The 26,444-nt window shown below is 65.7% G+C and carries 19 protein-coding genes; 13 read left to right on the top strand and 6 right to left on the bottom strand.

Features of this window, described 5'->3' with window-relative positions; translation table 11 throughout:
- Nucleotides 1-31: 31 nt before the first annotated feature.
- Nucleotides 32-487 (bottom strand): dUTP diphosphatase, encoded by a 456-nt coding sequence (gene dut, locus LQD11_RS08830; RefSeq protein ID WP_008932326.1) that lies wholly within the window; start codon nucleotides 485-487, stop codon nucleotides 32-34.
- Nucleotides 459-1,724, bottom strand: coding sequence for a bifunctional phosphopantothenoylcysteine decarboxylase/phosphopantothenate--cysteine ligase CoaBC (coaBC, locus tag LQD11_RS08825; protein ID WP_238617211.1), 1,266 nt, complete (start codon nucleotides 1,722-1,724; stop codon nucleotides 459-461). Before coaBC ends, dut begins: the two co-directional genes overlap by 29 nt.
- 151 nt (nucleotides 1,725-1,875) lie before the next feature.
- Between coaBC and LQD11_RS08820 the strand changes: the two genes are divergently transcribed.
- From LQD11_RS08820 to LQD11_RS08810, 3 genes are all read left to right on the top strand, one after another.
- Nucleotides 1,876-2,478: a TlpA family protein disulfide reductase gene (locus LQD11_RS08820; protein ID WP_238617210.1), complete on the top strand. Its 603-nt coding sequence runs from the start codon at nucleotides 1,876-1,878 to the stop codon at nucleotides 2,476-2,478.
- Nucleotides 2,479-2,488: 10 nt separating this feature from the next.
- Nucleotides 2,489-3,139, top strand: a complete 651-nt coding sequence (locus tag LQD11_RS08815; RefSeq protein WP_238617209.1) for a DUF938 domain-containing protein — start codon at nucleotides 2,489-2,491, stop codon at nucleotides 3,137-3,139.
- A gap of 234 nt (nucleotides 3,140-3,373) precedes the next feature.
- The gene (locus tag LQD11_RS08810) at nucleotides 3,374-4,690 is read left to right on the top strand and encodes an MFS transporter (RefSeq protein WP_238617208.1); all 1,317 of its coding nucleotides are present in this window, start codon (nucleotides 3,374-3,376) and stop codon (nucleotides 4,688-4,690) included.
- Between the two features lie 53 nt (nucleotides 4,691-4,743).
- Here the strand turns inward: LQD11_RS08810 and LQD11_RS08805 are convergent, their stop codons facing one another.
- The 3 genes from LQD11_RS08805 to LQD11_RS08795 are packed head-to-tail and all read right to left on the bottom strand — an operon-like array spanning nucleotide 4,744 to nucleotide 12,250.
- Nucleotides 4,744-9,102, bottom strand: a complete 4,359-nt coding sequence (locus LQD11_RS08805; protein ID WP_238617207.1) for a hypothetical protein — start codon at nucleotides 9,100-9,102, stop codon at nucleotides 4,744-4,746.
- 8 nt (nucleotides 9,103-9,110) lie between these two features.
- On the bottom strand, nucleotides 9,111-10,421 hold the full coding sequence (locus LQD11_RS08800) for a hypothetical protein (RefSeq protein ID WP_238617206.1): 1,311 nt from the start codon (nucleotides 10,419-10,421) through the stop codon (nucleotides 9,111-9,113).
- A gap of 14 nt (nucleotides 10,422-10,435) precedes the next feature.
- Nucleotides 10,436-12,250 (bottom strand): NHL repeat-containing protein, encoded by a 1,815-nt coding sequence (locus tag LQD11_RS08795; RefSeq protein ID WP_238617205.1) that lies wholly within the window; start codon nucleotides 12,248-12,250, stop codon nucleotides 10,436-10,438.
- A gap of 207 nt (nucleotides 12,251-12,457) precedes the next feature.
- Between LQD11_RS08795 and LQD11_RS08790 the strand changes: the two genes are divergently transcribed.
- From LQD11_RS08790 to LQD11_RS08770, 5 genes are all read left to right on the top strand, one after another.
- Nucleotides 12,458-13,210 (top strand): MBL fold metallo-hydrolase, encoded by a 753-nt coding sequence (locus LQD11_RS08790; protein WP_238617204.1) that lies wholly within the window; start codon nucleotides 12,458-12,460, stop codon nucleotides 13,208-13,210.
- 156 nt (nucleotides 13,211-13,366) lie between these two features.
- Nucleotides 13,367-16,798, top strand: a complete 3,432-nt coding sequence (locus LQD11_RS08785) for a hypothetical protein (RefSeq protein ID WP_238617203.1) — start codon at nucleotides 13,367-13,369, stop codon at nucleotides 16,796-16,798.
- A gap of 89 nt (nucleotides 16,799-16,887) precedes the next feature.
- Nucleotides 16,888-17,187: a DUF2845 domain-containing protein gene (locus tag LQD11_RS08780; protein ID WP_238617202.1), complete on the top strand. Its 300-nt coding sequence runs from the start codon at nucleotides 16,888-16,890 to the stop codon at nucleotides 17,185-17,187.
- Nucleotides 17,188-17,332: 145 nt separating this feature from the next.
- Nucleotides 17,333-17,755, top strand: a complete 423-nt coding sequence (locus tag LQD11_RS08775; RefSeq protein ID WP_008932955.1) for a guanyl-specific ribonuclease — start codon at nucleotides 17,333-17,335, stop codon at nucleotides 17,753-17,755.
- The gene (locus LQD11_RS08770) at nucleotides 17,755-18,156 is read left to right on the top strand and encodes a barstar family protein (protein WP_238617201.1); all 402 of its coding nucleotides are present in this window, start codon (nucleotides 17,755-17,757) and stop codon (nucleotides 18,154-18,156) included. Before LQD11_RS08775 ends, LQD11_RS08770 begins: the two co-directional genes overlap by 1 nt.
- Before the next feature lie 9 nt (nucleotides 18,157-18,165).
- Here the strand turns inward: LQD11_RS08770 and LQD11_RS08765 are convergent, their stop codons facing one another.
- Complete coding sequence (locus LQD11_RS08765; RefSeq protein WP_238617200.1) at nucleotides 18,166-20,550, bottom strand: sucrose synthase; 2,385 nt, start codon at nucleotides 20,548-20,550, stop codon at nucleotides 18,166-18,168.
- 83 nt (nucleotides 20,551-20,633) lie between these two features.
- On the opposite strand from LQD11_RS08765, the gene LQD11_RS08760 reads away from it, so the two are divergent.
- The 5 genes from LQD11_RS08760 (at nucleotide 20,634) to asnB (ending at nucleotide 26,418) form a co-directional block, all read left to right on the top strand.
- On the top strand, nucleotides 20,634-21,140 hold the full coding sequence (locus LQD11_RS08760) for a MarR family winged helix-turn-helix transcriptional regulator (RefSeq protein WP_008932958.1): 507 nt from the start codon (nucleotides 20,634-20,636) through the stop codon (nucleotides 21,138-21,140).
- 28 nt (nucleotides 21,141-21,168) lie between these two features.
- Entirely contained in the window at nucleotides 21,169-22,425 is a 1,257-nt protein-coding gene (locus tag LQD11_RS08755) for a Zn-dependent hydrolase (RefSeq protein ID WP_238617199.1), read from the top strand.
- Nucleotides 22,422-23,162, top strand: a complete 741-nt coding sequence (locus tag LQD11_RS08750; RefSeq protein ID WP_238617198.1) for a cysteine hydrolase family protein — start codon at nucleotides 22,422-22,424, stop codon at nucleotides 23,160-23,162. The genes LQD11_RS08755 and LQD11_RS08750 overlap by 4 nt, the downstream gene beginning before the upstream one ends.
- A gap of 69 nt (nucleotides 23,163-23,231) precedes the next feature.
- Entirely contained in the window at nucleotides 23,232-24,299 is a 1,068-nt protein-coding gene (locus LQD11_RS08745; protein ID WP_238617197.1) for an aspartate/ornithine carbamoyltransferase family protein, read from the top strand.
- A 106-nt stretch (nucleotides 24,300-24,405) separates the two neighbouring features.
- Nucleotides 24,406-26,418, top strand: coding sequence for an asparagine synthase (glutamine-hydrolyzing) (asnB, locus tag LQD11_RS08740; RefSeq protein WP_238617196.1), 2,013 nt, complete (start codon nucleotides 24,406-24,408; stop codon nucleotides 26,416-26,418).
- Nucleotides 26,419-26,444: the final 26 nt, after the last annotated feature.

The raw sequence follows: 26,444 nt of genomic DNA, 5'->3' as shown, positions 1-26,444 counted from the left end.
GCTCCCGGTATCTGCCCATGTCTGCCCCGGGCTAACCCCTACCCGAGGACCCGAACCCGCCGGTGCCCCGGTGGGTCGCCTCGAAATCATCCACCACCTGGAAACGGGCCTGCACCACCGGCACCACCACCAACTGGGCAATGCGCTCGCCGGGCTGGACGACGAACGGCTCCGCCCCCCGATTCCAGCAGGAGACCATGAGCGGCCCCTGGTAGTCGGAATCGATGAGGCCGACGAGATTCCCCAGGACGATGCCGTGTTTATGGCCCAGCCCGGATCGGGGAAGGATCATGGCCGCCAGGCCGGGGTCCGCCAGATGCATGGCGATGCCGGTGGGGATGAGATGGGTCTCCCCGGGCTGCAGGGTCAGGGGCGCGTCCAGGCAGGCCCGCAGATCCATGCCGGCGGAACCCGGTGTGGCCGGCTCCGGCAAGGGGAAGTCCGTGCCGACACGGGGGTCAAGAATCTTGATCTGGATGGCATGCATGATGTTGATGATCGATCGTCGGATGGGAACAGGAATGGGAGGGGAAACAGCCCCCATGATGCCGGGCAATCAGCGCCACCAGCTCACGGGCCAGTTGCGACTTGGACTGCCGCGGCAGGGACAAGGAACCGCCCCGCCAGAACACCGTCAGGGCATTGTCCGACACATCGAACCCGCGCCCGCCGGAAACATCATTGGCGGCAATCATGTCCAGCCCCTTGGCTTCGAGCTTGCCCTGGGCATAGGTTTCCAGATCATCGGTTTCCGCCGCGAATCCCACCGTGAACGGCCCATCCGGCAGGGCCGCCACCGCCGCCAGGATGTCCGGGTTCTTCACCAGGGTCAGTGGCAACTCGTCCGCCTGCTTCTTGATCTTGCGTTCCGCCGGCTGGGCCATGCGGTAATCCGCCACCGCCGCCGTGGCAATGAACAGATCCGTCCCGGCGGCCCTGGCCATGACGGCCTCGTACATCTGCAAGGCCGTTTCCACATCCACCCGGGTCACACCGCGAGGGGTATCCAGGTGTACCGGGCCACTCACCAGACAAACCTGCGCCCCGGCCTCGGCCGCCGCCGCCGCCACCGCAAACCCCATGCGCCCGGAGCTTCGGTTAGTGAGATAACGCACCGGATCCAGAGGCTCCCGGGTCGGACCGGCGGTCACCATCACCCGTACCCCCGCCAATGGACCACCGGCAAACAGGCCTTCCACCGCCGTGACGATCTGCCCCGGCTCCAGCATGCGCCCCTCCCCCACCTCGCCGCAGGCCTGATAACCAGCACCGGGACCGAACAGACGGACGCCCCGCGCCGTCAGGGTGCGCACGTTGGCCTGAGTCGCGGCGTTGGCCCACATGACCCGGTTCATGGCCGGGGCCAGGCAGACGGGCGCCTCCGCGGCCAGGCAGAGGGTGGTCAACAGGTCGTCGGCCATGCCCTGGGCCAGTCGGGCCATCACATTGGCGGTGGCCGGGGCAATGAGCACGGCATCGGCCCAGCGGGCCAGGCTGATGTGATCCATGCCCGCCTCGGCCTCGGCGTCGAACAGGGCCGTGCGCACGGGATGGCCGGACAGGGCCTGGAAGGTGAGCGGAGCCACGAACTCGGTGGCGTGAGGGGTCATCACCACCCGGACCTCGGCACCGGCATCCATCAGCCGCCGGGTGAGCTCGCAGGCCTTGTAGGCGGCAATGCCGCCGGAAACGCCCAGAAGGATATGTTTGCCTGTCAGTGACATGGGAAGAGTCTACGGAAAAACCGGAGAATCCAGAAGCATTTTGCCGTTTTGCCGGCGCACGAGAGTACCCGGCCTCATATCCACCGAACAGCCCATCCTGATCCGTGCTATACGGATAGGAAATGCCTCGTCACTTCCGTGAGCCGGGAAGATGCACCATCCGTCCGTTCCGCCCCGACTTTTTGAGCGTCTACGCCGTCATGCCGGGCTGCTCGGCTGCCTGATGGCCTTGCCCCTGCTGTCCTGTGGTTCTTCCAGGGATCAGACCGGTGAGTTCTATACCGACTGGGATCGTGCCGGTGGCTGTGCCGCTGTTCAATTGGTAGCCGACGAGCGTGTGGATGGAACGGGGCGCCGGGTAGATGTGTGCGACAAGGTGGAGGAGGGCTGGATCTGGGTGACCTATGCGGCAGCCTGGTGCGGGGCTAGCCAGACCCAGGCTGCCGCCATTCGTGAACTGCTCCGGTCGGCCGGGCCTTCACTGCAGGTCTACACCGTGCTCACCAGTGCCGATGAACCGTTTCAGCCGGCGGGGGTCGCTGAGGCCCACCGTTGGGCCGGCCGCTTTGGCCTTCCCCCCGAACGGGTACTGGCGGAAGGGCACAGCATCCGCACCCTGCCACAACACCTGCTGATCGGTCCCGATGGGCGGACCTGGTACCGTTACATCGGTTATCTGCAAGCCACGGAGATGCAGACCATCATCCATGACTTCGCCACCAGCGAGCGGTTTCCGTTCATACCGCCAAGATGAGCGCGACCCGATGCCCCCCGACACCCGCCTGGATTCAGCTTCCTACCACGAAAACATCACGCCCATTCTGGCGGTACTGCGGGATGCCTTCCAGGATCTGGAAGGCCACGCCCTGGAAGTCGGTAGCGGGACCGGTCAGCATGTGGTTGACTTTGCGCGCGAATTCCCCGGGATCACCTGGTGGCCCACCGATATTGACCCGCATCACCTGAAAAGCATCGAGGCCTGGCGGCAGTATGTCTCCCTGCCCAACCTGAACGCACCGGTGCGGCTGGATGCGAGTCAGACTGACTGGGAACTGGGACAATCCAATCGGCCACCCGGCGATGGCTTTGTAGTCATGGTGTGTATCAACGTGGCGCACATCTCCCCATGGGCCACCACGGCGGGCCTGCTCAGGAATGCCGGCAAGTATTTGTTGCCGGGCGGCCTGCTCTATCTCTATGGCCCCTACTCCCGCGATGGGAGGCATACCGCGCCCAGCAACCAGCGGTTTGACCAGTATCTGCGGGCCCAAAACCCGGCCTGGGGGGTGCGGGACATCGCCAGCATCGAAACTGCGGGACGGGAACAGGGGCTTTCCCTGCAATCCGTGATCGACATGCCGGTGAACAATGTCTCCATCATCCTGAAGCGCGTACCTGACGGAGCAGGACCGTAAAATCCCTCTCTCGGCTCCCTCAACACGGCCATGGATTCCCGCTTGCGCGGGAATGACTATAAGCAGCTCACCGGCATCGTCGACCTCCTGGAGACACTCATTGCGGGGGCCGGCCTGATCAACGTGCCATAGGGTCGCCGCCCTGCACACTACCCGGCGTGGTTGAACATCCGGTGGCAATCGTGCATACCTTAGCTCTCGCTTACTTTGCCCAAGTGCACAGGAACAGTCAGCATGCCCCCCCATTACGATCCGGCCCGTTTCGAACGGATCCGCTGGACCATCTACAGCGTCCTCATCGCCGCCTACATGCTGGTGTTCTTCCACCGCTTCGCACCGGCGATGGTCTCCAGCGAACTGAGTGCCGCGTTCGGCGTGACGGCGGCGGCCCTGGGCTCGCTGTCGGCCATGTATTTCTACATCTATACCGCCATGCAGATCCCCGCCGGGGTGCTGGCGGACACCCTGGGATCCCGCTATGCCGTCACCCTGGGCAACCTGGTGGCCGGCAGCGGTTCCATCGTCTTCGGGCTGGCGGATACCCTGGCCACCGCCAGCGTGGGCCGTTTCCTGGTGGGCCTGGGGGTCTCGGTGGTCTTCGTCGGTCTCATGAAAAGCAACACCGTCTGGTTCAGCGAGCGCAAGTACGGCAGCATCAGCGGACTCACCCTGCTGCTGGGCAATCTGGGCGCCATTGCCGCCACCGGCCCCCTGGCCCTGATGCTGCTCTACGTGGAATGGCGCAGCCTGTTCGTGGCCCTGGGGATCGTCGCCATTGTCCTCGCCCTGCTCTCCTGGTGGCTGGTCAGGGACCGTCCCGAACAACTGGGCTTTCCCTCGGTGCGGGAGATGGAAGGCTTGCCGCCCCATGCCCCCAGAAAACAGCACTGGATCAAGGATCTGCGGGCCGTGCTGGCCAACCGCCGGCTGTGGCCGGGGTTTGTCTATGACTTCGGCATCACCGGCAGCCTGTTCGGCATGCTGGGACTCTGGGCCATCCCCCTGTTGCGGGACGTGCACGGCCTGAGCCGGGGAGATGCCTCGGTTTACACCACCGTGGCCACGGTGGCCTTTGCCGTCGGCTGCCTGCTGGCGGGCAGCTTTTCCGACCGTCTGGGGCGGCGCCGTCCCGTGCTGCAGGCCGGTGCCCTGGTCTACCTGAGCGTCTGCCTGGGGCTGCTGTTCCTGCCCTGGGGTCCGGGAGCCTCCGGACTGACCCTGTTCACCCTCATGGGCCTGAGTGCCGGCTGTTTCGTGGTGGCCTACGCCCATGCCAAGGAAGTGGCGGACCCGGCCCTCTCGGGCATGGCCATCGCCCTGGTCAATACCGGCCTGTTCCTGGGAGCCGCCCTGTTCCAGCCCCTGTTCGGCTGGGCCATGGACCTGGGCTGGGAAGGTCTCATGAGCGGCGGTGTCCCCGTGTACACGGCGGCCGATTACCAACGCGGACTGTGGCTGCTCACCGGCTTTGCGGCCCTGGCCGCCATCGCCTCCTGGCGGCTGGTGGAAACCGGCTGCCGGAACGTGACCGTGGCCGCGCCACGTGCCTGATCCGGAGGTCGACGTTCCGGTGTCCATGGAAATACCGCACGGGCCACCTTCCGTCAGTGCCGAAGCCCCTGCCCCAGGGCCTGTATGGCCCCACCCACCAATTCCACCGCGCCCAGCGTATCCATGCCGGTCATCTGTCGTACCTCCTTGTCGGCGGCGATGGGATCCATCACCGCCCGGTTCATCGCCCGAGACAAACCCCGGTAAAAATCCAGCGACTCCTGGGCGGCCCGCCGTTGCCCCGCATCGGGCGCTTGCCGCGCCCGTGACTGCAGCAACGGGATCACCTTGGAATCGATATCCTTGGCGGTGCCGCGGTAGATCTCGAAGTTCTGGTTGTCCGTCCCCATGCCGGTGAAACGGCGCATCTCGTGTGCCTTGTGGACGGTCACACCACCTGCCTGGGTCGCATGCCGTGGGTTGATGACCGAATTCGGGTCCACCCCGGAACGCACGATGTCACGCACATGCAGCCATGCCGTGTCCTGGTAGGCCTCGGCATGGGCACTGCTGGTGACCATCTGCCAGGAACCCTGCGCGGTTCTCCCTCCGGCATTGCGGGCATAGACCCGATTGAAGCGTCCCTGTACGAAGGCGTTGGCCTCGGCCAGGCTCAGTTGCTGCGCCTGCCCGGTGGCGGGATCGACCCGCCACAGATGGCCGGCATCGCCCGTGAAACGCATCGCCAGGTCCAGGTCCATGCCCGGCGAGTGGTTGCCCGCGTTGCGGATGGGCCGAAACTGCAGGGCATCGGGGGCAATCCCCTGGGCCTGCAGATCGGCACGCAGATCCCTGACCACCTGGCGGGTGTGCAACCGGTCGGTGAAGTTGTAGTCCCTTTGGGCCAGCGGATCGGCGCCCCGCTTCATCCAGAGCTTGGCATGGGGGGAGTGCTTGATGGCGGCGGTGGTGTCCATTAGCGCCCGGTTGGCGTCGGTCCAGGTGCGGGTTCTCCACATCAGGTCACCGCTGTAGCGCACGCCATCCACTTCGATATAACCCTGCTGCCGCATGCTCCGTTCAAGGCGACGGACTTGCGCGAACTGGGCCTGGTGCTGCTCCGCCAGGGCGCGGCCCGCGGCCCGCTCCTCGCGGAAATTCACCTTGCGCTGGGCCTCGCGCCAGGCCTCCCGGCGGGCCTGCCGATGGGAAGCCTGGATCTGCCCCTGTACGTTCAGGGCGGCCTGGGTGGCGGTCTGGACCACCTTGCGTTGCACATAGGTGGAGGCCACGCGCCGGGCGGCGCCCTCGACGCCACCGGCCTGGTAGCCTTCATAGGCGGTCAGGGCATAGTCCGCCTTGGGCGACCAGTAACGCAGGGAGGTGAGCGCCGCGCCCCGGATGGCGCCGTGAATATCACCCTGCTCCGCATAACCGGCGATGCCGCCGCTGGTGATGCCGTAGGCCACCGACAGCACGCCGCCCCCGCTGACGAAGGGGGTGGCATACATGGCGTAGGTGGCCGCCTGCTGATAATTCTCCAGGATGTCCACCGCCAGTTGAGCCCAGGCCTCATCCTCCTGGGCGGCGGCACGCTGCTGTTCCGCCCGCGCTTGCAGGTTCCTGGCCACCACATGCCCCACCTGCACCTGCCGTTCCAGATCCATCCCGGCATCCCGCAACTGGCGATCCACCCAGTCCCTCAGGTCGCGGCGCTCTTCCGGCGGCAGGGTATCCATCATGTGTTCGATGCGGTCCAGGTTGCGCCGTGACCGCTCCACCCGGGCTGCCATCTCCCGCCCCTGCGCCAGCATCTGCTCCTTGACCAGTTGGTCCCAGGCGGTGGGGGTGCGGACGAAATTGCCCGTCCGCAGGGTGGTGATGGCATCCCGCTCTCCCTGCAGATCGGCCCGCTTGATGGTGAGTTGATGGGCCAGAAACCGGCGTTCATCCTCGTTGCCGCTGCCGCGCATGGCCTGTTCCAGGCGCTGGATGTCGCCTTGCAGCCAGCCGATGTTGTTCTCGTGGAAGCGCACCCGGGCCTGCAGCGGATCATCCTCCGCCGGGGCCGATGATCCCTCCGACGCCGCCGGAATGTGGATGCGCGCCACATCCAGATCACCCACGCCGAAGAGATTGCCCACCGGCAGGCTGTGATCCGTTGGTAACAAGCGCAGGCGGCCCGCCGCCACCAGTTCACGCACCGTGAGATATTCGTTCTCGTTGTTCAGGGGAAAACCCGGTATCACTTCCGGCATGAGCACGCGGCAGTCGACACAGGGCGCCAACTCCCCCACTTCCTCGATGGGCTGGGGCAGCAGATCCAGAGGCGCGCCGGGCTCCAGCACGACCCTTGCCGTGGGCAGCCAGGATGCCGGGGCCTGCTCCAGACGGGCATCTCGCAGAGCGTACTCACCGTGACTGCCGTAGCCATGCCCGGCCCAGCGCTCGTACAGGGGGGCGGGCGTCCAGCGATATCGCCCGTCCCGCAGGATCTCCATCAGGTCTTGCAACTCGTGCAGGAGACTCTGCGTGATTCGCCTCGCATCATGGCCGCGCGCGCCTTCCACCAGTCCTCGCTGCGCCTCCACCCGCTCCGCGAGCCATTCCAGGGTCTGCCGCCGATATTCAGTATATTCCAAAGCGATATCCGGAAAGCCCGGCTCGGCGTCCTCCCGGTCCCCGGCGGGACCCAGGCGCAGATGCCCCACCATCGCCTCCAGTTCAAACCCCTGATGGCGCTGGATATGATCCCGCAATCCCCCTGCATTGCCGATCACGGCCCAGTTCGGCACCTGAATCACGAGGATGCGTGGACCTTCATCCCCCCCCGGCTGGATCAGATAGTTCACCAGCTCAATGCCGTACAGCCACGGGTAGGGCCAGCGCAGGGCGGGACGGCCATCCACCGTGGTCTGCGTCAGCCCGGTCATGGCATCGTCATACCTTCCCTGCATCCGGTGGGTCCGGACCCAGTCACCGGCGTCCGGACTCATGAAATGGGGAATCATCCATTCATCGATCCACTGCCATCCGGCCCAGCGTCCCTGCACAATGGCCTCCGCCGGCACGGGATCGTGGATCACGAAGGCCAGCATCAGCGGCGCGGTGATCTGATCCCGGGAAATGGAACCATCCGGCCGCAAATAGCGATGTTCAAAGGCGTAGTGGAACACCTTGCTCAATTCACCGAAATCCTCGTGACGGGGGCAGCCGCCGGCAAACTCACAGGCCGTCTCCGCCGACCAGCCGGGACGGGGGACGTGATGGATCCCGGCGGGCGGGGCCAGTGATTTCACCAACTCGACGGCCTGGCGGGTTCTGGCCCGGGCGCGCGCCTGTTCCAGACGCACGTCGGGTGGATCGCCCAGGACATCAATGGCCGCCACCAGCTGTTCCATGTGCCGCTTCATGTCACCGATACGGGCATTGAGCAGTCCCACCCGATGCATGGCTGCGGCGATGTCTTCGTCCTCGCCGTAGGCGATGGCCAGTTCCACGGCAAAATCCGCCTCGTCCAGGCCCTCCAGCAGCGCCGCCATTTCCTGCTGGGCGGCCAGAAACTCCATCAACAAGGGGTTGAGGGCCTGCAGCCAGGCCAGCACGGCCTCACTGGGATGCTCGAACAAGGGCGCCCAGAGACGGCTGAAGGCCGCCTCGTCGGCTTCCGACAGGACGCCATACAGCATGCGCATGCCCTGCATGGCAAAGATCACCTGCCCTGCCCAGTAGGTATCCCCCAGGATATTGACGCCCTGGGCCAATTCGGCGCGGATCAACCCCGCAGTCAAGGCGGGCGGGGTGGGGGGTGGCGAGGCAGCGGCATCGGGTATGTCCTTCTCCGGTGGGAACAGCAACTCGCGGGTGGCCCGGGCATCCAGACGCAGCGGAGGATCAAAACCCTCCGGACGTTCCAGACGCGCCATCATTGCCGCCTCCGCGGGGTCCTGGGCGAACAGAACGGCGCCGAACGCCCCGCCTGACATCAAGGCCGGGGCCTTTTCGAGAGACTCCCAGTCTTCCAGGGTCCAGGTCTGCTCGATATCCAGCGCACCCGCCAGCGCGGAGTCGGCGCCGGATGCTTCCATGCTCAGGGCCGTGATACGACCCATCAGAGCCTGCAGATCCCGGAGATGGCCCAGTTGATCCGCCGACAAGGACAGGCGCCCTCTATCGGCATCCTCAACCCAGCGATCAATCTGCGCCTGATCCGCCGCGAGCAGGTCCAGCGAACGGCCATGCAGCGCCATCACCAAACCCTGATGGGCGTCCGATAGCAGCCCCCAGGCCCGCAGGGCGCGCACGGTCAGCTTGCCCTGGGCCGCCAGCGTCTGCAGTTCCGGGGCCAGAGCCGGTGTGTCGGCCCTTGCGGGCGCAGTGCAGTCCAGGAGCAGGGACAGGGTGCAGACACCCATCATGCCGACAACAAGCCGTGATATTCCGCGGCGCCGGGACAGCAACAGGGTGTTCATACCCATCCTCATTTCCCCTTGCCGGCTCGCAGCCGGGCAATGACCCCTTCCGCCTCCGCTTCCTTTCCGGGGGGGACCGGTACCACCACGTTCTGCTGGTCACGATAGACATACACCCCTCGACCACTGCTCACCCCGCGCAATCCGGAATACGTCAGCTCGATCCGGGCAGGACGGCCCTGCTTGCCCCTCTGCAATCGCGCCGACTCAAGCCGTGATCCCAGCCCCGACCAATGGTGGGCCTGATGGCCGATGCAGACACCCTCCAGCCCCAGCCAGACCTGCGGTAACGCCTGTAACAGGCGTCGACGGGTCCACAGGGGCATGAGCAACACGATCAGTGCAAGCAGCAGCACCATGCCCGTCAGCACCCCCGCCACCACCAGACCCGCTCCCCGGTCCGGCGCAAACAGCACAAACCCCAGGCCCACCACCACGGCCATCACCGCCACCATCACCAACCTGGCCAGCTTCTCCCCCCGGCTGCGCCGCATGTCCCGCTGCACGAAATCCCGCCAGTGCTCGGGTGCCAGTCGCCAATGGGCCAGCAAACCCTCACCGGCCATGAGTCGCCTGAGCCAGGCGTACTGCCGACCGAAGATCAGGGCCGTGACAAGACCGGTCAATGCCAGCATGCCCCCGATCACGATCAGGGCGTAGACCGCGTCCGGCGCCGAACGCTGCGATAGCCACAGGCTTACCAGGGTCGGCGGCAGGAAAAAAAACAGCAGGCCCAGTCCCGCCCGCATGCCCCTGGCCAAATTGCTGGCCTGGGCAGGCGATTCACGAACCGGCAGCGCGAGCATCACCACCAGGACGATGCCCATGCACGCCCAGAGCAGCGGAAAACCCCGGAAAGGATGGGCCTGCGCCGGGGGTATGTCACCCAGATGCTGCAGCGGATCCACCCATTGCAGGCGGTAGAAATCCAGCGCCTCCCCGTCCCGCAGGGCCAGATGCACCCAGCCGCGCGGAGGATCGGTGACGGGCACCCGGTCCGGTGCCAGCCAGGCCCGGTCGCCATCGGAACCCGGCAGGTCCCGACTCCACTCACCGGCCTCGACCTCCAGCATCGCCCCGCCGACCTGGTTCTGGATGAACTCCGCCATCGGCATGAAGGGACGCGACTGCCGGGACTGCTCGATCACGGCGGAAGACAGAAATGGCGACGCCCGCTGCCGGGGAGCATATTGCTGCTCGTGCAATTGTCCCCAGGCAACCGGTTCCACCATCACCAGGGTGGCGGCGGGATACCACCAGAGCGTGACGCCCATAGCCAGAAGCACGGCAACGGTCAGACTGCGAAACACGGGCAACATGTCGATGGCCGGCCTCAGTGTGTAGGGGTGATGTCCCGCCAGGTGCCATGCACCGGGTCCAGTTCATGAAGGCCGTCCACGGTGCCCAGATAGACTCTGTCCCCCGTGGCGGTCAGTGCGTAAGGCGGCGGCCCCGGCGGTTGGTAGGCATTGCGTTCCACCCAGGTGCCATCCTCCCGACGCCGCAGGCGTACCAGACGGTTGTCTTCGGTCAGCGCCAGTTCCGTGCCGTCGATCAGGGCCACGGCCTCCACATACAGCGGATGTCGGATGGCGTTGTCACGCCAGCGGTTCTCACCGGGTGCCAGCGAAAACACCGTGACCTGTCGACGCGTCCACAACACCCCGTCGGCGTCCAGTCCGGGCGCCCCGCGCTCAAGCTGGGCAAACCGGCTGTGCCCCCAGGGTTCGCCGGGCCGCTGCCACACCAGATCATTGGGACCCCAGGCCACCCCATGGTCTCCCGGCAGCCGCCGCAGATCCCAAAGCGGGTGGCCCGGACGGGCCTCACCGACCTCGACCGGCGTCCAGCGATCCTGCTCCGGATCCAGGCGGTGGAGCTGACCCGTGTCGGCATGTATCCCGTACACGACACCCTCCGGGCCGGTGCGCAGGGCACGTACCCCTCCCGGCTCCGGCCATCCCGATGCCGACATCCGCCATTCCCCGGTCCGGCTGTCCAGACGCCGGGGCGGCTGCCGTGTACTGCCCAGATAAAGGCGACCCGCCGCGTCCATGGCAAGGGCCGCCGACCCATCAGTCATGGGAAACGGCGTCTCGATCCGCTGCCACTCCGCGCCGGGGTACGGGCGCCGGTACAACCGATCCCCCATGAGAACGAATAGCCCGCCCTGCCCCACCGACGCCACTTGGTGGACGATCAGATCAGCCCCGAAACGGACCCGCATCCAGTCCGAGTCCTGTTGACGGTACAGCCGCCCCTCCCGGGTCCCGGCCCAGGCCCGTCCTGCCCCGTCGAAGGCCAGACTGAGCACGGGGATACCCGCCAACGCAGGCACCTCCCGCCAGTTGTCGCCGCCATCCCGCGATTCCCGCACCCCATCGCCGACACTGGCCAGCACCCGGCGACCATCGGCGGACACAGCCAGGGCCGTCACCTTCACGGCCGGCAGACCCGACAGGCGCTGCCAGCGAGTCTCACCGGGGCGCAGTCGGTAAAGGCCGCCACCATAGGTTCCGGCGTGGAGGGTGCCATCATCCGCCCGCGCCAGGGTCAGCACGTTGCCATTGCCCAGACCGGACCCGACGGGCTGCCAAGTATCACTGCCGGGCTTGAGCCACAGGACACCCGCGCCCATACCGGCGCCATACAGGGCACCGTCTCCGGCGATGACGAACTGTTGCAGGGGCTGATCCGGAAGGCCCCGGACCTGCGGCGGGGAGAGCCGGCCATCCGATAACCGCCGAGGCCCCTGGCCGAAGAATCGGACCACGCAGTGGGCGCCGTGACAGGCCAGCGCGCCGGTGGGCTGATCGCTGAGTCGTTGCCACCCGGTCTGGTCGGATGGACGCTGGTAGAGGCCGGTGCGTGTGCCGAGGATCAGCGAACGGTGGCTCTCGGTCAGGGCAACCGGCAGTGCCTCGGGCGCACCGGCGACGCGCCGGAACCGCCAGTGCGGTCCGCAACCCCGATACAAGCCGCCGGCCTGGCTGGTCAGCACTGCCATGCAGCCCGTGGACTCCGGCAGGATGCTCAGTACCGGCTGCGCCTGAACGGTACCGGCACAGAAGAGAAGCATGGACAGCATCGCCAGGCGCGGGATGGCGACCGGATACCGGAAGAGCACCGAAGCGGTTGGAAAGACCATGTGCAAACGGGACGCTCCCAGGGTCGGAAAATCGTCATGATAAGGTTCGAGACCATACTGCCCCGCCCGGGCAACGTGCGAAAGTCGACTCTCTGTCGTCTTTTGGTCCGCGCGGAATGACGGCCCCCTTATCCCGCCAGGGGAGAGCACCTGAGCGACTATACTGAAACCGACGCAACGGGCTCACGACTGGAAGAGGAAAACCCAATGCATTTTCGGCAGCTATTCGAACCGGATTCTTCCACTTTCACCTACCTGCTGGCCTGTCCCGACACCGGTGTCACGGCCCTCATCGACCCGGTGCTGGAAACGGTGGACCGGGACCTGGAGGTCCTGCAGTCCATGGGGCTGACCCTGGATTACGCGGTGGAAACCCACATCCACGCCGATCACATCACCGGGGCGCGGCGACTCAAGCAACTCACCGGCTGCCGGATCGCGGGCCCGGCCCTGGACGCGCTGCCCTGCCGGGATCTGGGACTGCGGGAAGGGGAACCCTTCCAGGTGGGCGGCATCACCCTCAACCCCCTGTTCACCCCCGGACATACCGACACCCATCACGCCTATCTGCTGGATCATCACGGCCTCAAGCTCCTGTTCTCGGGAGATGCCCTGCTGATCGAGAGCTGCGGACGCACCGATTTCCAGTCCGGTGATGCTCATGTGCTGTATCGCAGCATCCACGACAAGTTCTTCAGCCTGCCCGACGAGACCCTGGTCTATCCCGCCCACGACTACGAAGACCGGCGCATCACCACCATCGCCCAGGAAAAGCTGCGCAACCCGCGGCTGGGCAAGGGCCGCACGGAGGCGGAGTTCGTGAAGATCATGCACGAAATGGACCTGCCCTACCCCCGCAAGATCGATTTCGCGCTGCCCGGCAACGAACAGTGCGGCGCCTGCCCGGACAATGTGCCGGAACAGATGCGCGCCCTGTGCGAGGCAAGCCGGCAGGGGTAACAGAGTAGAGGGCGGGGCTGCCAGATGGTTTCAGGCAGGCAAGGCGGCGACGGATGACACGCGGACGACAGCCGGCGAGGCGGGATTTGCCTACACTGGCCGCTGACCGCTCCGTCCTTGCCGCCACGTCGCGCGCCGCCCGGGAGACATGATCCGATGCCCGTCCTGCCCCTGATCCTTGCCCGAAACCTCGTCGGGACCCTGGCACTGCTGGTGCTCCTGCTCCTGCCAACCATGGCAACAGCCTCCAACGACATCGAAAAACGGATCTACGAGCAGTCCTACCAGGACGTCAAGGCGACTTTTGATGAGGTCAAATCCCGGGTGGATTACGTGGCCACCCAGATGGAGCGGTTCCAGCAGGCCATCGACGGTTGGCGGCGGGCCACCACGCGGGAAGCCCAGGACAAGAACATCCAGGGCGTGGAAGACCTGCTTCAGGAGCTCAACCAGGATGCCATGAACAAGCTTCTGGCACTGGGACTTGGGGAGGAAGGTTTCAAGGCCCTGAGCCAGTTTCAGGACACCCTCGGGTTCAGGATTTCCGACCAGGTGGACCTGCTCTCCTGGTTTCGCGGCAACCGCTCCGAGGCCTTCGGTCACATGTACCGGCTGAGCGAACTGGAACGCACCTACCGGAACAGCGACGCGGTCAGACACCTGCGCACAGCCAAGGCCCACCTGGACCGGGGCGAAGCCCACCTGAAGACGGCCGGCGGCATGGTGGAATTCGTCAAGCTGTTCGACCCCACCAGCTCCAACCCGGAAGTCCCCACCGAAAGCCTGCGCCGGATCCGGAACGTGCTGACTTCCATGGAAAAATTCACCGACAAGGTCCCGGCCCTCAACGCCATGATTAATTTTTACGTGGAGGCAACCGATGCCTTCATCGACGCACTTACCCGGCTCGATGCACAGATCGCCCAGGCCCGCCAGGGTGCGCTGTGCGGTCAGATGGGCAGGGACAAGGCCGTACAGCGTGCCTTCGAGGCAAGCTGCGGCGGCAGTTGCAATTGCGCCGCCTTTCTGGCCGAGGACGATCAGTACCCGGGGCTGAGTCCGATCCGGGTCTGGCAGGGGGTGGAAGACAACAGCCACTTCATCTATCTGGACGAGCGCATGCACGCCCTGGTGGATGGCGGCAGCTTCGCCATCCTTTATTCCTATTACCGGGCCCTGCAAGGCAGCACCGAAGAGCGACACCGCAACATGGTCACGCCCGAACGCCTGGTGAGCATCGCCATGGCGATGACCCGGCCCATCACCCAGCAGCACCAGACCTTCAGCCGGTATTTCGAGATCGTTGACGGACCCGGCAGCGATGAATTCCAGAAAGTCCTGGAAAGGACCGGCAAGACCGACGGCCAGCGGTTGACCGCCCAGGACGGCACCAGCTATCTGCTGCGCAGCGGTCGGCGGGACGAATTTGCGGCCCTGAACTTCTTCAGTCAGTCCTTCCGGTCCCTGATCAGCCAATGGGTGGAAGCCCATCAGCACCAGATCGTGATACCGGGACAGGTGACTTCAACCGCACATGATGTGCCGCTTGCCGATGTGGTGGTGCGCATCGATGGCCAGACCCAGCCCCTGGAATGCACGCGATCCGGCTGTCGCTTCTCTGCCGTCGTGACCCGGCGCACGCCTTTTACCCTTCACGCAACCGCCAAGGATCACAAGCCCTTCGAACGCAATCACGTGGAGGCCTATGGCACGCTGAGCGCACTGCCAATCCGTCTGGAACCCGACCGTCCCCCCGAGGACCAGCCACCGTCGGCATCTCAACCGGACTCCCGGCCCGCAAGCCCGCAACCGGCCGCCGCCACAACCCCGGACGATACCGTGGCGGCACCGACCGCGCCCTCACCCGGGTTGCCGTCCGCCTCCGACCGGGGCGGCGCAAGTGCGGGTGCAGGCACCTCGGCCCAGCGTACCGCGATCCTGACCGCCTCCCTGCAGGGCCTGCAGGGACGGGTGCTTTACGGCAGCCAGGCCACCCTGACCGTCAGCGTCCCCGAACCCCCGCCGCCCGAGCCGGTGGAATGCGTGGAACCCGGACCAGAGTCACCCTTTGCGGTTGCCGACGAATCGGGCAACCCGTTCCGCTACTGCGCCGATATCCGGATCGGGGGAATCGATGCAGGAACACAGTCATCCCGGCCTACCGGCCGCCAGCCGGCATCCTATCGTTACGTGTGGCACGGCAGCCCCGACCTTCATTTCGACCAGCCCACCACGGAAAGCCCCCGCACCACCGTGACCTACAATCGCATGGGTCGCGTCCTGGTCTGGGTGCAGGTACTCGCTCGCGAAGGCAATACCTGGCGCCTGCACGCCGAGTCCCAGCCCGTGGCGGTGGATGTGGCCGCACCCGAGTTTGCCCTGCAGTTTTCGCGACCGGACGGCCAGGCCAGGATCGGCGACACCGTGCATGCACGGGTCATCAGCCGCCCCGCCGTCGCGGACGCACTGGTGGATCATCGCTGGATGGAACCCCGTGCCGACCATCGCCGGGAATACGGCAGCCACGCCGCCGAGATCGCCTTCGTGATTCAGGATGAAAAGCCCGTGGCGCTGGAAGTCCATGTCCAGGTCCCACACCACGGGGACGCCTTGGCAACGGTTCGCAGTAATTACACCGGCAGTGGTTATCGGGTGTCCATCTCCGATCCACGCCGGCCCGGCCCACCGGCCCAGGTCTGGGACGCGGCCAGAGGTGGCCTGACCCCGGTCCCCGAGGGTGCCATTGTCACCCATGAGGAGGTTTACCTTAGCGCCCACATAGTGCCCGGAACAGCGGATCAGGTCCGCTACCGCTGGCAGGTCAGCCCCTCGGGCGCCCGACTGTTCAGCCCCGGCGGGCGGGATACGCGGTTTTCAGCCCATGCCCCGGGGACCTATGCCATCGAACTCTCCGTGCACGATGCGGAAGGAAGAATGCTGGGCAGTACCCGGCGCACCCTCAACGTCCTGTCAAATACCCCGCCGGATGATGACGACGAACGAGCCCGGCAGATCCAGGCCCACCTGGACAGCATGCGGGACCACGCCCGCGCGGGACGACTGGATTCCGCCCTGAGGTCCGTCCAGAACGCACTGGCCATTGATCCGGCCCACACCGAGGCCGGTCGCCACCTGCAACGACTCAGCTATCTGCGGGACACCGTTGACCGCGACCTGGCCGAAGCCTCACGTCTGCTGACAAGCCGGCGGGAGGATGAAGCCCGGGCCATCGTCCAGCGGCTGCGCCGGGCCTATCCGGAATACCCGCCGATCCTGGAGCTGAACCACCAGCTCGAACACCTTCCTCCCCGCACGGAAACCGATGGTGAAGCGCGGTATTTCACCGCGGGTGAACCGATCACCCTTGACTACGACACGCTGCCCGGTCATCCGCAGGACTGGCTCACCCTGGTTGAAAGCAGCCTGCCGGATAACCGTTATGGACAGTGGTTTTATACCCAGGGCCAAACCGCCGGAACAGCCGTCTTCAATCCATTGCCGCCGGGTCAGTATGAACTGAGGATCTACCATGACTGGCCCGCGGGAGGCTATGAGGTCCGGCAGCGACACCCCATCGTGGTGCAATGACCTCGGCGGCGGTCGCCGTGGGCGGTGAGGCTGCGGCGGGACCGCTGCTATCATGTCGGCAGAATCCTCCCGGCGAGGCCTGTGCACACATGATCAAACACTGGACATGGCTCCTCCTGCCACTACTCCTGGTAGCGACCACATCCCAGGCCTCCAGCCTGCGTTTCGACGGCGTGCTCATCCGCGAAGGCAGCCCCGCCTGGCTGCTGCTGGAACACATGGGCGAGCCCCGCTACCGCAGCAGCCAGGAAACCTGTGTGCGGCGGGATCGGCGCGGCTGCCTGGAATGGCGGGTCTCGGAGACCTGGTTCTATCGCCACAATGACCTCAACTACACCATCACCGTCAGCGGCGGACAGATCCTCAAGATCGAGTGGAGCCGGTTCTGATACCGTGACGCCAAGGCCCCCCGCCGTCACTCCCGCGAAAGCGGGAGTCCGGGATCCAGGCTGTGAATGGATTCCCGCTGGTACGGGAATGACGTGTTCAGGGCGTCCGAAACCGATCCATTGAAACCAAGGTGTACCGCATAAAATGATGAAACGATCACTGACACTCCTTTTCACCCTGCTCATCGTCCTGATGACGGGACTCACCGGATGCTTCTCGGCGTCGGACTCCGACCCGGGCAGCCGGGCCGGGGCGGACACTTCCCTGATCGTGAAGGATGTCCGGGTCCATGACCTGGATGGCCGCCTGGCGTTTCAGGGGGATGTGGATCTGGCGCCGGAGCTGGCCCGCATCGAGCGCGGCGAGCGCGACCCCCATCGCAATGACGGCAGCGTGTTCCAGAACCGGGAAGGCAGGCTGCCGGCCAGGGAAAGGGGCTATTACCGGGAATATGTGGTGAGAACCCCCGGTATCCGGCATGCGGGACCCCAGCGCCTGGTGATCGGCCAGGAAGGGGAGGTCTACTATACGGCGGACCATTACCGGACGTTTACAAGGATACGCTGATGCTGCCCGAAGCCATCGTGGAGGCCGTCCTGCACGGCACAAAACCCATCATCGAAGCCCCCCTGGAGGGAGAGCTGGAGGCCCTGATGGAGACCCTTCAGGCCCGCGGCCTCCGGGTGGTGCGGGTGGACCGGGCGCCGGTGTTCGACAAGGACACCCTGCTGCACGCCCTCTATCAGAGCTGCGGCCTGCCCGCCTGGTTCGGTTTCAACTGGGATGCCCTGGCCGATACCCTCGGCGATGACGAGATCCATGAGGCAAAGTCGGTGGTCCTGGTATTCGGGCACTTCTCCCTTCTCCGGCAGAGAAGCCCCGACACCTGCGACACCTTCCTGGACATTCTGACGGAAGCCACCGACCTGCCCCACGGCTGGGTCAGGCAGGCATTGCTGCTGAACTGACCGGCAAGCTCACCCCTCCAGCCGGGCCGCCAGGGGCCGGTACTGGAGGGCGTGGAACATCTCCAGGTAGCGCCGGGTCTCCGCCCGCTCCAGGTTGGTGACGTATTTCCAGAAGCCGTAGATCCGCGACAGGGTCATCATGCGCTCGGCGTAGCGTTGCCAGGTATAGCGGGCCTCCACCCGGCGCATGCCGGACTCGGAGATCCGCGCCCAGTGGTTGGGGTCTTCGGCGCAGCGCTGGAAGAACGCCATCAGGGTCCGGGCCGCCTCGTCGCCGTGGTTGGGATCGATGTGGTAGCCGGAACGGCCGTGCTCGATGATCTCCAGGGGACCGCCGTAGAGGGTGGCGAAGGTGGGCAGACCGGACACCATGGCCTCGATCACCGTCAGGCCGAAGGCCTCGAACAGGGCCGGTTGCACGAACACCCCCTTGCGGTCGGCAATGAAGCGGTACAACTCACCGGACAGCACCTTGTCCAGACGCACCCCCAGCCAGCGCACCTGCCCATCCAGGCCGTGTTCGTCGAACAGGTGATGCATGTGACCGATCTGTTCCTGCTCTTCCCGGTCCGATGAGCGGGAGCCGTCCACATAGCCGGCGATCACCACCAGGTTGGCCTGCTCCCGCAGCTCGGGGCTGTTGGCGTACCAGGACACCAGCCCGGTGATGTTCTTGATGCGATCCAGTCGGGCCATGGTGAAAATCACCGGCTTGTCCGGGTCCGCCAACACCCCGCGCCCTTCCGGATGAGGACCGCCGAAGAGCATCTCCTCCAGCTCCTCATGCAGGCCCCGGATGCGTCGCTCGGTGTCCTGATAGGAGAAGTAGACCTCCGCGTCCGCCCCCGGCGAGACGATATTGAACCGAGGGTCGAAGACATCCACCCCCTTCACCACCCGGTACAGGTCCGGCAGGGTGAAGGCGTCGTAACTCTCGTACTGGCCGATGGCGTGGTCGGTACCAGCGATCTCCTGATAAGTGCTGGTGATGATGAAGTCCGCCGCGTTCATGGCGATCAGGTCTGCGGTGAACTGGCAGGAGAAGTGATACTGGTCCTCGTTGTCCTTCCAGTACAGGTCCGAGTAGAGGTACTTGGTCTTTTCCAGGGCGTGGGCGATGTTGCACTGGGTGACCTGCATGCGCGCGGACAGCAGGGTGGCCACCAGGTTGCCGTCGGAGTAGTTGCCCACGATCAGGTCGGGACGCCCCCCCAGTTCCGCCTTGACCCGGGTCTCCACATCATCGGCATAGCGCTCCAGATAGGGCCAGATCTCAAAGCGGGAGATCCACTGGGACACCACCTCGCCGTCCCGGTTGCGAAAGGGCACCCGCAGGATTTTGGCATTCTGGGTGCCGGAGATGGCCTCCTCCGGCTGATCGCAAGTGGTGCCCCGGGCCTCCGGAATCAGCCGGGTCATCACCAGGATGCGGGGCTGGATGTCCAGCCCCTGTTCCTCCAGGCGGCGGTGCATCTCCCGCTCCAGGGCACGCACCTGGTCGAGGATGTAAACCACCTGCCCCCCGGTGTCCGGCAATCCCAGCACGTTGGCCTGGCCGAAGAAACCGTGGGGCGACAGGATCAGCATGCTGAAGATCATGGGGATGCGGGCCAGGAACCGCTCCAGGGTCTCCGGCGAAGGCGCTTCCAGCAGATCCGACAGCAGCCGAAGGCTCTCCAACACCCGCCCCACGTCCTTGCCCCAGCCGGGCTCCAGGCCCAGATCCTGCAGGGCGTGGGCCACGTCCGCCCAGGGGGTGTCGTGGCTATGCGTCCGCAGCCGTTTTTCGGCGGCGCGAATGGCGGAGCGCAGGGTGTCCACGTCCCTCAGGCGGTCGTTGATCATCAGTTGCCGGCCGTTGCTGCGGTGCTCGCGCAGGAACAGGAACAGCTTGTGCAGCCCCACCCCATCCCGGTCGAAGAGCTGGCTGGAGAGCTTGCGATTGAGGAATTCCAGACCGCGGCCGATGGAGCGGGATTCGCGCATGCTGGGGAAGTTGCGCTGGAAGGCGCCGATATCGAACTCCAGGGGCTTGTCATGGAGCCGACGGGGACTGACCAGATGCTCCTTGAAGGCGAGGAACTCGCCCACGGTCAGCGGCTCCACGGCCAGTTCGTCGGCATGAATGCGCAGGTACCACCAGCGACCCACCCGCGGGCGCACGGACAGACACACCCAGGGCGCGGCGATGACGGCCTCCTGGACATCCTCCACCAGTTGCACCAGTGGACTGTGTTCCGGCGGCGGCTCGGGATGCTCCGCGGCCAGTGCCTGGTATTCATCCTGCAGGTCGGAACGCAGCACGAAGGCGCGTCCCATGCCCTGAAACCGCCGCAACAGCAGATAGGAAAATTCCCGGTGAGTGGTGATGTCGTTGCACAGGGATTCCAGCATGTGTGCCCCCTTTTGATTTGTGTCATTCACCGGACTGATGTTATTGTACAAAAACACTTTGTGCAAAAAGATCGCCCCTATCCATGGTGCAAACCGACTCCCCCACCGCCATTTCTCCGGCCGGCAACGATGACCGGGTGCAGCTGGTGATTCAGCACTTACGAGTGCTGTTTCGTTCCCTGCAGGCCCATTCCCGGCGGATCAGCACCGACTGCGGAGTGAGTGCCGCCCAGCTCTGGGCCCTGTGGGAAATGCACCTGGAACCGGGCCTGAACGTGAGTGACCTGTCCCAGCGCCTGTCCATCCATGCCTCCACCGCGTCCAACATGCTGGACAAGCTGGAATCCAGGGGGTTGATGGAGCGGCGCCGGGCGGACAGGGATCAGCGGGTGGTCAGTCTTTATCTGACCGCCGCCGGTCAGGCGCTGCTGGACAATGCGCCTGCCCCGGCCCAGGGCGCCCTGAACCGGGCCCTGCGCGCCATGCCGCCGATGGAACTGGCCCGACTGGAAACCGGCCTGGGCCTGCTGCTGGACACCATGGAGGCCCGCGACGAGCAGGCCGCCCTGCGGCCCATCGCCGACGACTGATTCCCTCGACCCCCTTCCGGGAGCGCCCATGACCCACGCCCGCATTGATTTCCAGCGTCTGCAGCAGGATATCCAGGATCTTTCCGCCATCGGCCGGGATGCCGACCGGGGCATCCATCGCATGGCCTTCAGCGAGGGGGATCTGGCCGGGCGACGCTGGTTCAAGGAACGTATCCTGGCCGCCGATCTGGATTTTTATGAGGACGGCGCCGCCAATCTGCACGGTCGCCTGGACTGGGACGGCAGCCGCCCCAGCGTGATGATGGGCTCCCATCTGGACACGGTGCCCGGGGGCGGCCCCCTGGACGGCGCCCTCGGGGTGCTGGTGGGGCTGGAGGTGTTGCGCACGGTCAAGGAATCCGGCATCACCCTGCGTCACCCCCTGGAAGTGGTGAACTTCACCGACGAGGAGGGGCGATTCGGCGGTCTGTTCGGCTCCCAGGCCATGGCGGGGCAGCTCAGTCCGGCCCAGGTCCACAACGCCCGGGATCTGGACGGCATCAGCCTCACCGAGGCCATGGCGGCCTGGGGCCTGGATGCCAATGCCGCCCTGTTCGCCCGCCGTTCCAAGGAATCCATTCACGCCTATCTGGAAATGCACATCGAGCAGGGACCGGTGCTGGATCGGGGCGATATCAGCGTCGGCGTGGTGGAGGCCATCACCGGCCTGTTCAAGTGGGAGGTCCAGCTCAAGGGCCAGACCAACCACGCGGGCACCACCCCCATGGACATGCGCAACGACACCTTCCAGGGCCTGGCCGAGTTTGCCGGCGAGATCGACCGCATTCTGGAGGAGCACGGCAGCCCCCACAGCCGGGCCACCATCGGCCGGGTGGAATTGCGTCCCGGCGCCGCCAACACGGTACCCGGCCATACCACCTTTTCCCTGGATGTGCGGGACACGGACCCGGACACCCTCAAGGGGCTGTCCGACGCCTTCCGCCGCACCCTGTCCACCATGGCCCGTCGCCGGGGGCTGATGTTTGAATTCGAGGTGCTCTCGGAGCTGCCGCCCCAGCGCTGCGATCCGGGTCTGGTGCAGTTGCTGTCGGACAAGGCGGACGCCCTCGGCTTTGCCCATCTGCGCATGCCCAGCGGCGCCGCTCACGATGCCCAGATCATGTCCTGCATCGCCCGCACCGGCATGGTGTTCGTGCCCAGCCTGGAAGGACGCAGCCATTCCCCCGCCGAGTGGACCAACTGGGAAGATATTGAACGGGGCGCCAACCTCATGCTGCAGGCGGTGCTGTCGCTGGCGGCCCGGGACACGGAGACACTGCGATGAACGACAAGACCTCCGGCCGTGATCCGGCCTACGACAACATCGACCCACTGCGGGAGCAGTACCGGGAAACCCTGATCACCAACCGGGCCCTGAACCGGGCCCTGGTCTCCCATCACGCGGCACTGCTGTGCGTTGACCTGCAGTACCTGGACGCGGCCCGGGGCTGGGGGGTGTTTGCCGACGCCGAGCGCTCCGGCCTGCCGCCGGAAGCCCAGGATTACTACTTCGACCGCCTGGACCGGCTGGTACTGCCCAATGTGCGCCGGCTGCAGGATGGTTTCCGATCCCTGGGCCTGGAGGTGATCCATACCCGCATCCAGTCTCTGACCCGGGACGGACGTGACCGCGGGCCGGGACACAAGCGCCTGGGTCTGCACGCGGCGCCCGGCTCCAAGGAAGCGGAGTTTCTGGAGGTGGTGGCACCCCAGGGGGACGAGATCATCATCAACAAGACCGCCAGCGGGGTGTTCACCTCCACCAACCTGGAGTACGTGCTGCGCAATCTGGAAGTGACGGCACTGTTCATCGTCGGGGTCTACAGCAACGAGTGCGTCTCCACCGCCATCCGCGATGCCTGCGACCTGGGCTTCTACGTCACCCTCATCGAGGATGCCGTGGCCACCGTGACCCCGGAACTGGAGCGAGCCACGATCCTCACCATGAAGGACCGCTATGCCCGGGTGATGAGCACGCAGCAGGCCCTGGCGGAGATTTCCAAGGTGGAAGGGGCCGCCTGAGATGGATATTCCCTCCCCCCTCACCCCGTGGGAGAGGGGCTTTCAAGACGCATCAGGAGACACGCAACGATGGTAGTCGACGCCCAGCTGCAAAAGCCGCTCAGGCCCAAGGACGGCACCGCCGGCATCGAGCGCCCCAAGGCACTCATGGAAAGCATCGCCGAAGACCCCCGGCACCTGGTGGCCCTGTCCAGCCGCCACGTGGTGTCGTCGCGCCAGTTCGACCGGGACACCCTCACCCAGCTGTTCCGCCTGGCGGCCCAGTACGAGAGCACCCCGGCACTGATGCACCTGCCCCTGCAGGGCAAGATCCTGATCAGTGCCTTCTACGAGCCCAGCACCCGTACCCGCCTCTCCTTCGAGAGCGCCTGGCACCGGCTGGGCGGCGACATCATGTCCATCACCGACCCCAAGAGCACGGGCATGGCCAAGGGAGAATCCCTGGCGGACATCGCCGAGATGTTCAACAACTATGGTGACGTGATCGTCCTGCGCAGCAATCAGGACCGGGCCATCTACGAGATGCTCGACACCCTGCGCATCCCCATCGTCAATGCCGGCAACGGCATCGACGAGCATCCCACCCAGGCCATGGCGGACCTGTACACCATCTTCAAATGGCGACCGGAACTGCTGGACCCGGAGCTGCCGGCGAACCGGCGGGTTCGGGTGGGCATCATCGGCGTCCCCAACCGCATGCGGACCGTGCGCAGCCTGCTGCTGCTGCTGGCCCGTTTCTCCAGCGCCTTCAGCGAGGTCGTGATCCTCACCGACGAAACCGAGCCCTTCGACCCGGGTCAGCAGGAAGAACTGGCCGAACAGGGCCTGTCGGTGCGCGTGGCCCAGGACCTGAACACCGAACTGCCCGGGCTGGACGTGGTGTATATCAACGCCATTGCCTGGGTGGGTGACGGCTACGAGGAAATGGGTGCAGACCTCAAGCTGTCCACCGCCTCTCCCCTCAAGCAGGGGGCCATCATCCTGCATCCCCTGGCGCGGGGGGAGGAGCTGTCCACGGATCTGGACGGCACCCCCCACAACTGGTACTTCGCCCAGGCCCGGGGGGCGGTCTTCATCCGCATGGCCCTGCTCACCTGCATCGTCCGTCGCATCAGCGAAGTGATGGACACCCCCTGATCCCTCGCCTTGCGGGAGCCGGCCTTGCCGGCGAACTGCCGTGCCCATTGGATCCACGGGCCGGCTCCCGCGCAGATATCGAATTCACAGCCTCAAGGAGTGCCCTATGTGTGGTATCGCCGGCGTCATTCATGCCGACCCGCAAAAACCCGTTGACCCCATAAACCTGGTGGCCATGGCCGCCATCCAGCACCATCGCGGCCCCGACGGCTTCGGTTACAAGGTACAGGACGACCGCGGGGTGGGCTTTTCCCATGCCCGCCTGACCATCATCGACCTGGACGAGAACCGGGGCCGCCAGCCCTTCCTGTCCGAGGACGGCAGCCTGATGCTGGCGGTCAACGGTGAACTCTACGACTACAAGCGCATCCGCACCGACCTCACCTCCCGGGGCGCAAGATTCCGCACTAAAAGCGATTCCGAGATGGTGCTGCACCTGTACCGGCGCCAGGGCCTGGAGGACATGCTGCCCCACCTGCGGGGTGAGTTCGCCATCGCCCTCTATGATCGCCAGCGGGATCGCCTGATGCTGATCCGCGACCGGTTCGGCGTCAAACCCCTGTACTGGACCGAGGTCAACGGCAGCGTGGTGTTCGGTTCCGAACTGAAAGTGCTGTTCGCCCATCCGGACGTGCCGCGCCGGTTCGAGTCCCGGGGCCTGTATCACCAGCTGATGCAGACCATGGTCCCCGGCAGCACCGCCTTCGAGGGCATCCATCAGGTCAAGCCAGGACACGTGGTCACCATCGAGCGTCGTCACGGCAAGTTCCAGATCCGCGACGACCGCTACTGGGACATGGACTTTCCCCTGCTGTCGGAGCGGGGCGAGGAAAAGGACGAGGCGTTCTACATCGAAGGCATCCGGGAAAAGCTCATGGAGGCGGTGCAGTTACGCCTGGAGGCCGACGTGCCGGTGGCCTGCTATCTCTCCGGCGGCATCGACTCCTGCATCACCCTGGGCCTGTCGGCCGCTCACCAGCAGTCGGCGGTCAAAGCCTTCACCATCGGCTTCGACAACGCCGACTACGACGAGACCGCCATTGCCCAGGAGATGGCCCGCAGTGTGGGGGCGGACCAGGACATCATGCGCCTGGATGCCAGCCATCTTTACGACAACCTGGTGGAAACCCTCTGGCACGCGGAACGCACCATCTACAACACCCTGGGGGTGGCCAAGCTCCTGATGAGCCGCCATGTGAACCGGGCCGGCTACCGGGTGGTGGTCACCGGGGAGGGTTCCGACGAGCTGTTTGCCGGCTACCCCTCCTTCCGTCGGGACATGTTCCTGCATGGCCTGGACACCCTGTCTCCGGCGGAGCGGGCCAGCTGGGAACAGCTGCTGGCGGAGAGCAACCAGCTCTTCAAGGGAGCCATGTTGGCGGAAAACGAACTGCATGACCCGGCCCTGGATGCCCTGGTGGGCTTCACCCCTTCCTGCCTGCAGCCCTGGCTGGCCAGCGCCGCCCATGCCCCGGGCCTGATGGCCGTCCATCATCGGGATGCGGTCCGGGGCTACGAGCCGGGCCGCGCCATTGCCGAGGCCCTGGACGGCGACATGATCGAAGGCCGCCATCCCCTGGACAAGGCCCAGTACGTCTGGATCAAGACCATGCTGGAAGGTCAGATCCTCACCTGGGGCGGTGACCGGGTGGACATGGCCAATTCCATGGAAGCCAGACCGCCGTTCCTGGACCACCATCTGGCGGATCTGGCGGTACACCTGCCGCCGTCCATGCGCATCAAGGGCCGGACCGAGAAGTACGTGCTGCGGGAGGCCATGAAGGGACTGCTGCCCAAGGTGCTGTATGAGCGCGAAAAGTTCGCCTTCATGGCCCCGCCGGCCCACACGGACCCGAAGAAGTGGGCGGCGATGAAGGCCCTGGCGGACCAGTACCTGTCGGATCAGGCCATCCAGGACGCGGGCCTGCTGGACCCCGCCGGGGTGAAGGCCCTGTTCGCGCTGCACGAGGCGCCGGAGACCTCCGCCTCCACCCAGGTGCAGCTGGATGCGGTGATCAATCACATGATCGGGGTTCAGGTGCTGCACAGCCACTTCGTGGCCCAGGACATCCCCGCCCTGGCCCGACGCCGGGCCGAGGCGCTGGGCTGGAGGGTCTGATCCGGGCTTCTCTCCCCGGAGAGAGC

The organism is Ectothiorhodospira shaposhnikovii (assembly GCF_022227765.1).
In the GTDB taxonomy this organism is placed as follows: domain Bacteria; phylum Pseudomonadota; class Gammaproteobacteria; order Ectothiorhodospirales; family Ectothiorhodospiraceae; genus Ectothiorhodospira.
The sequence above is the reverse complement of the archived record's forward strand: the minus strand, read 5'-3'. Positions and strand labels throughout refer to the sequence as shown.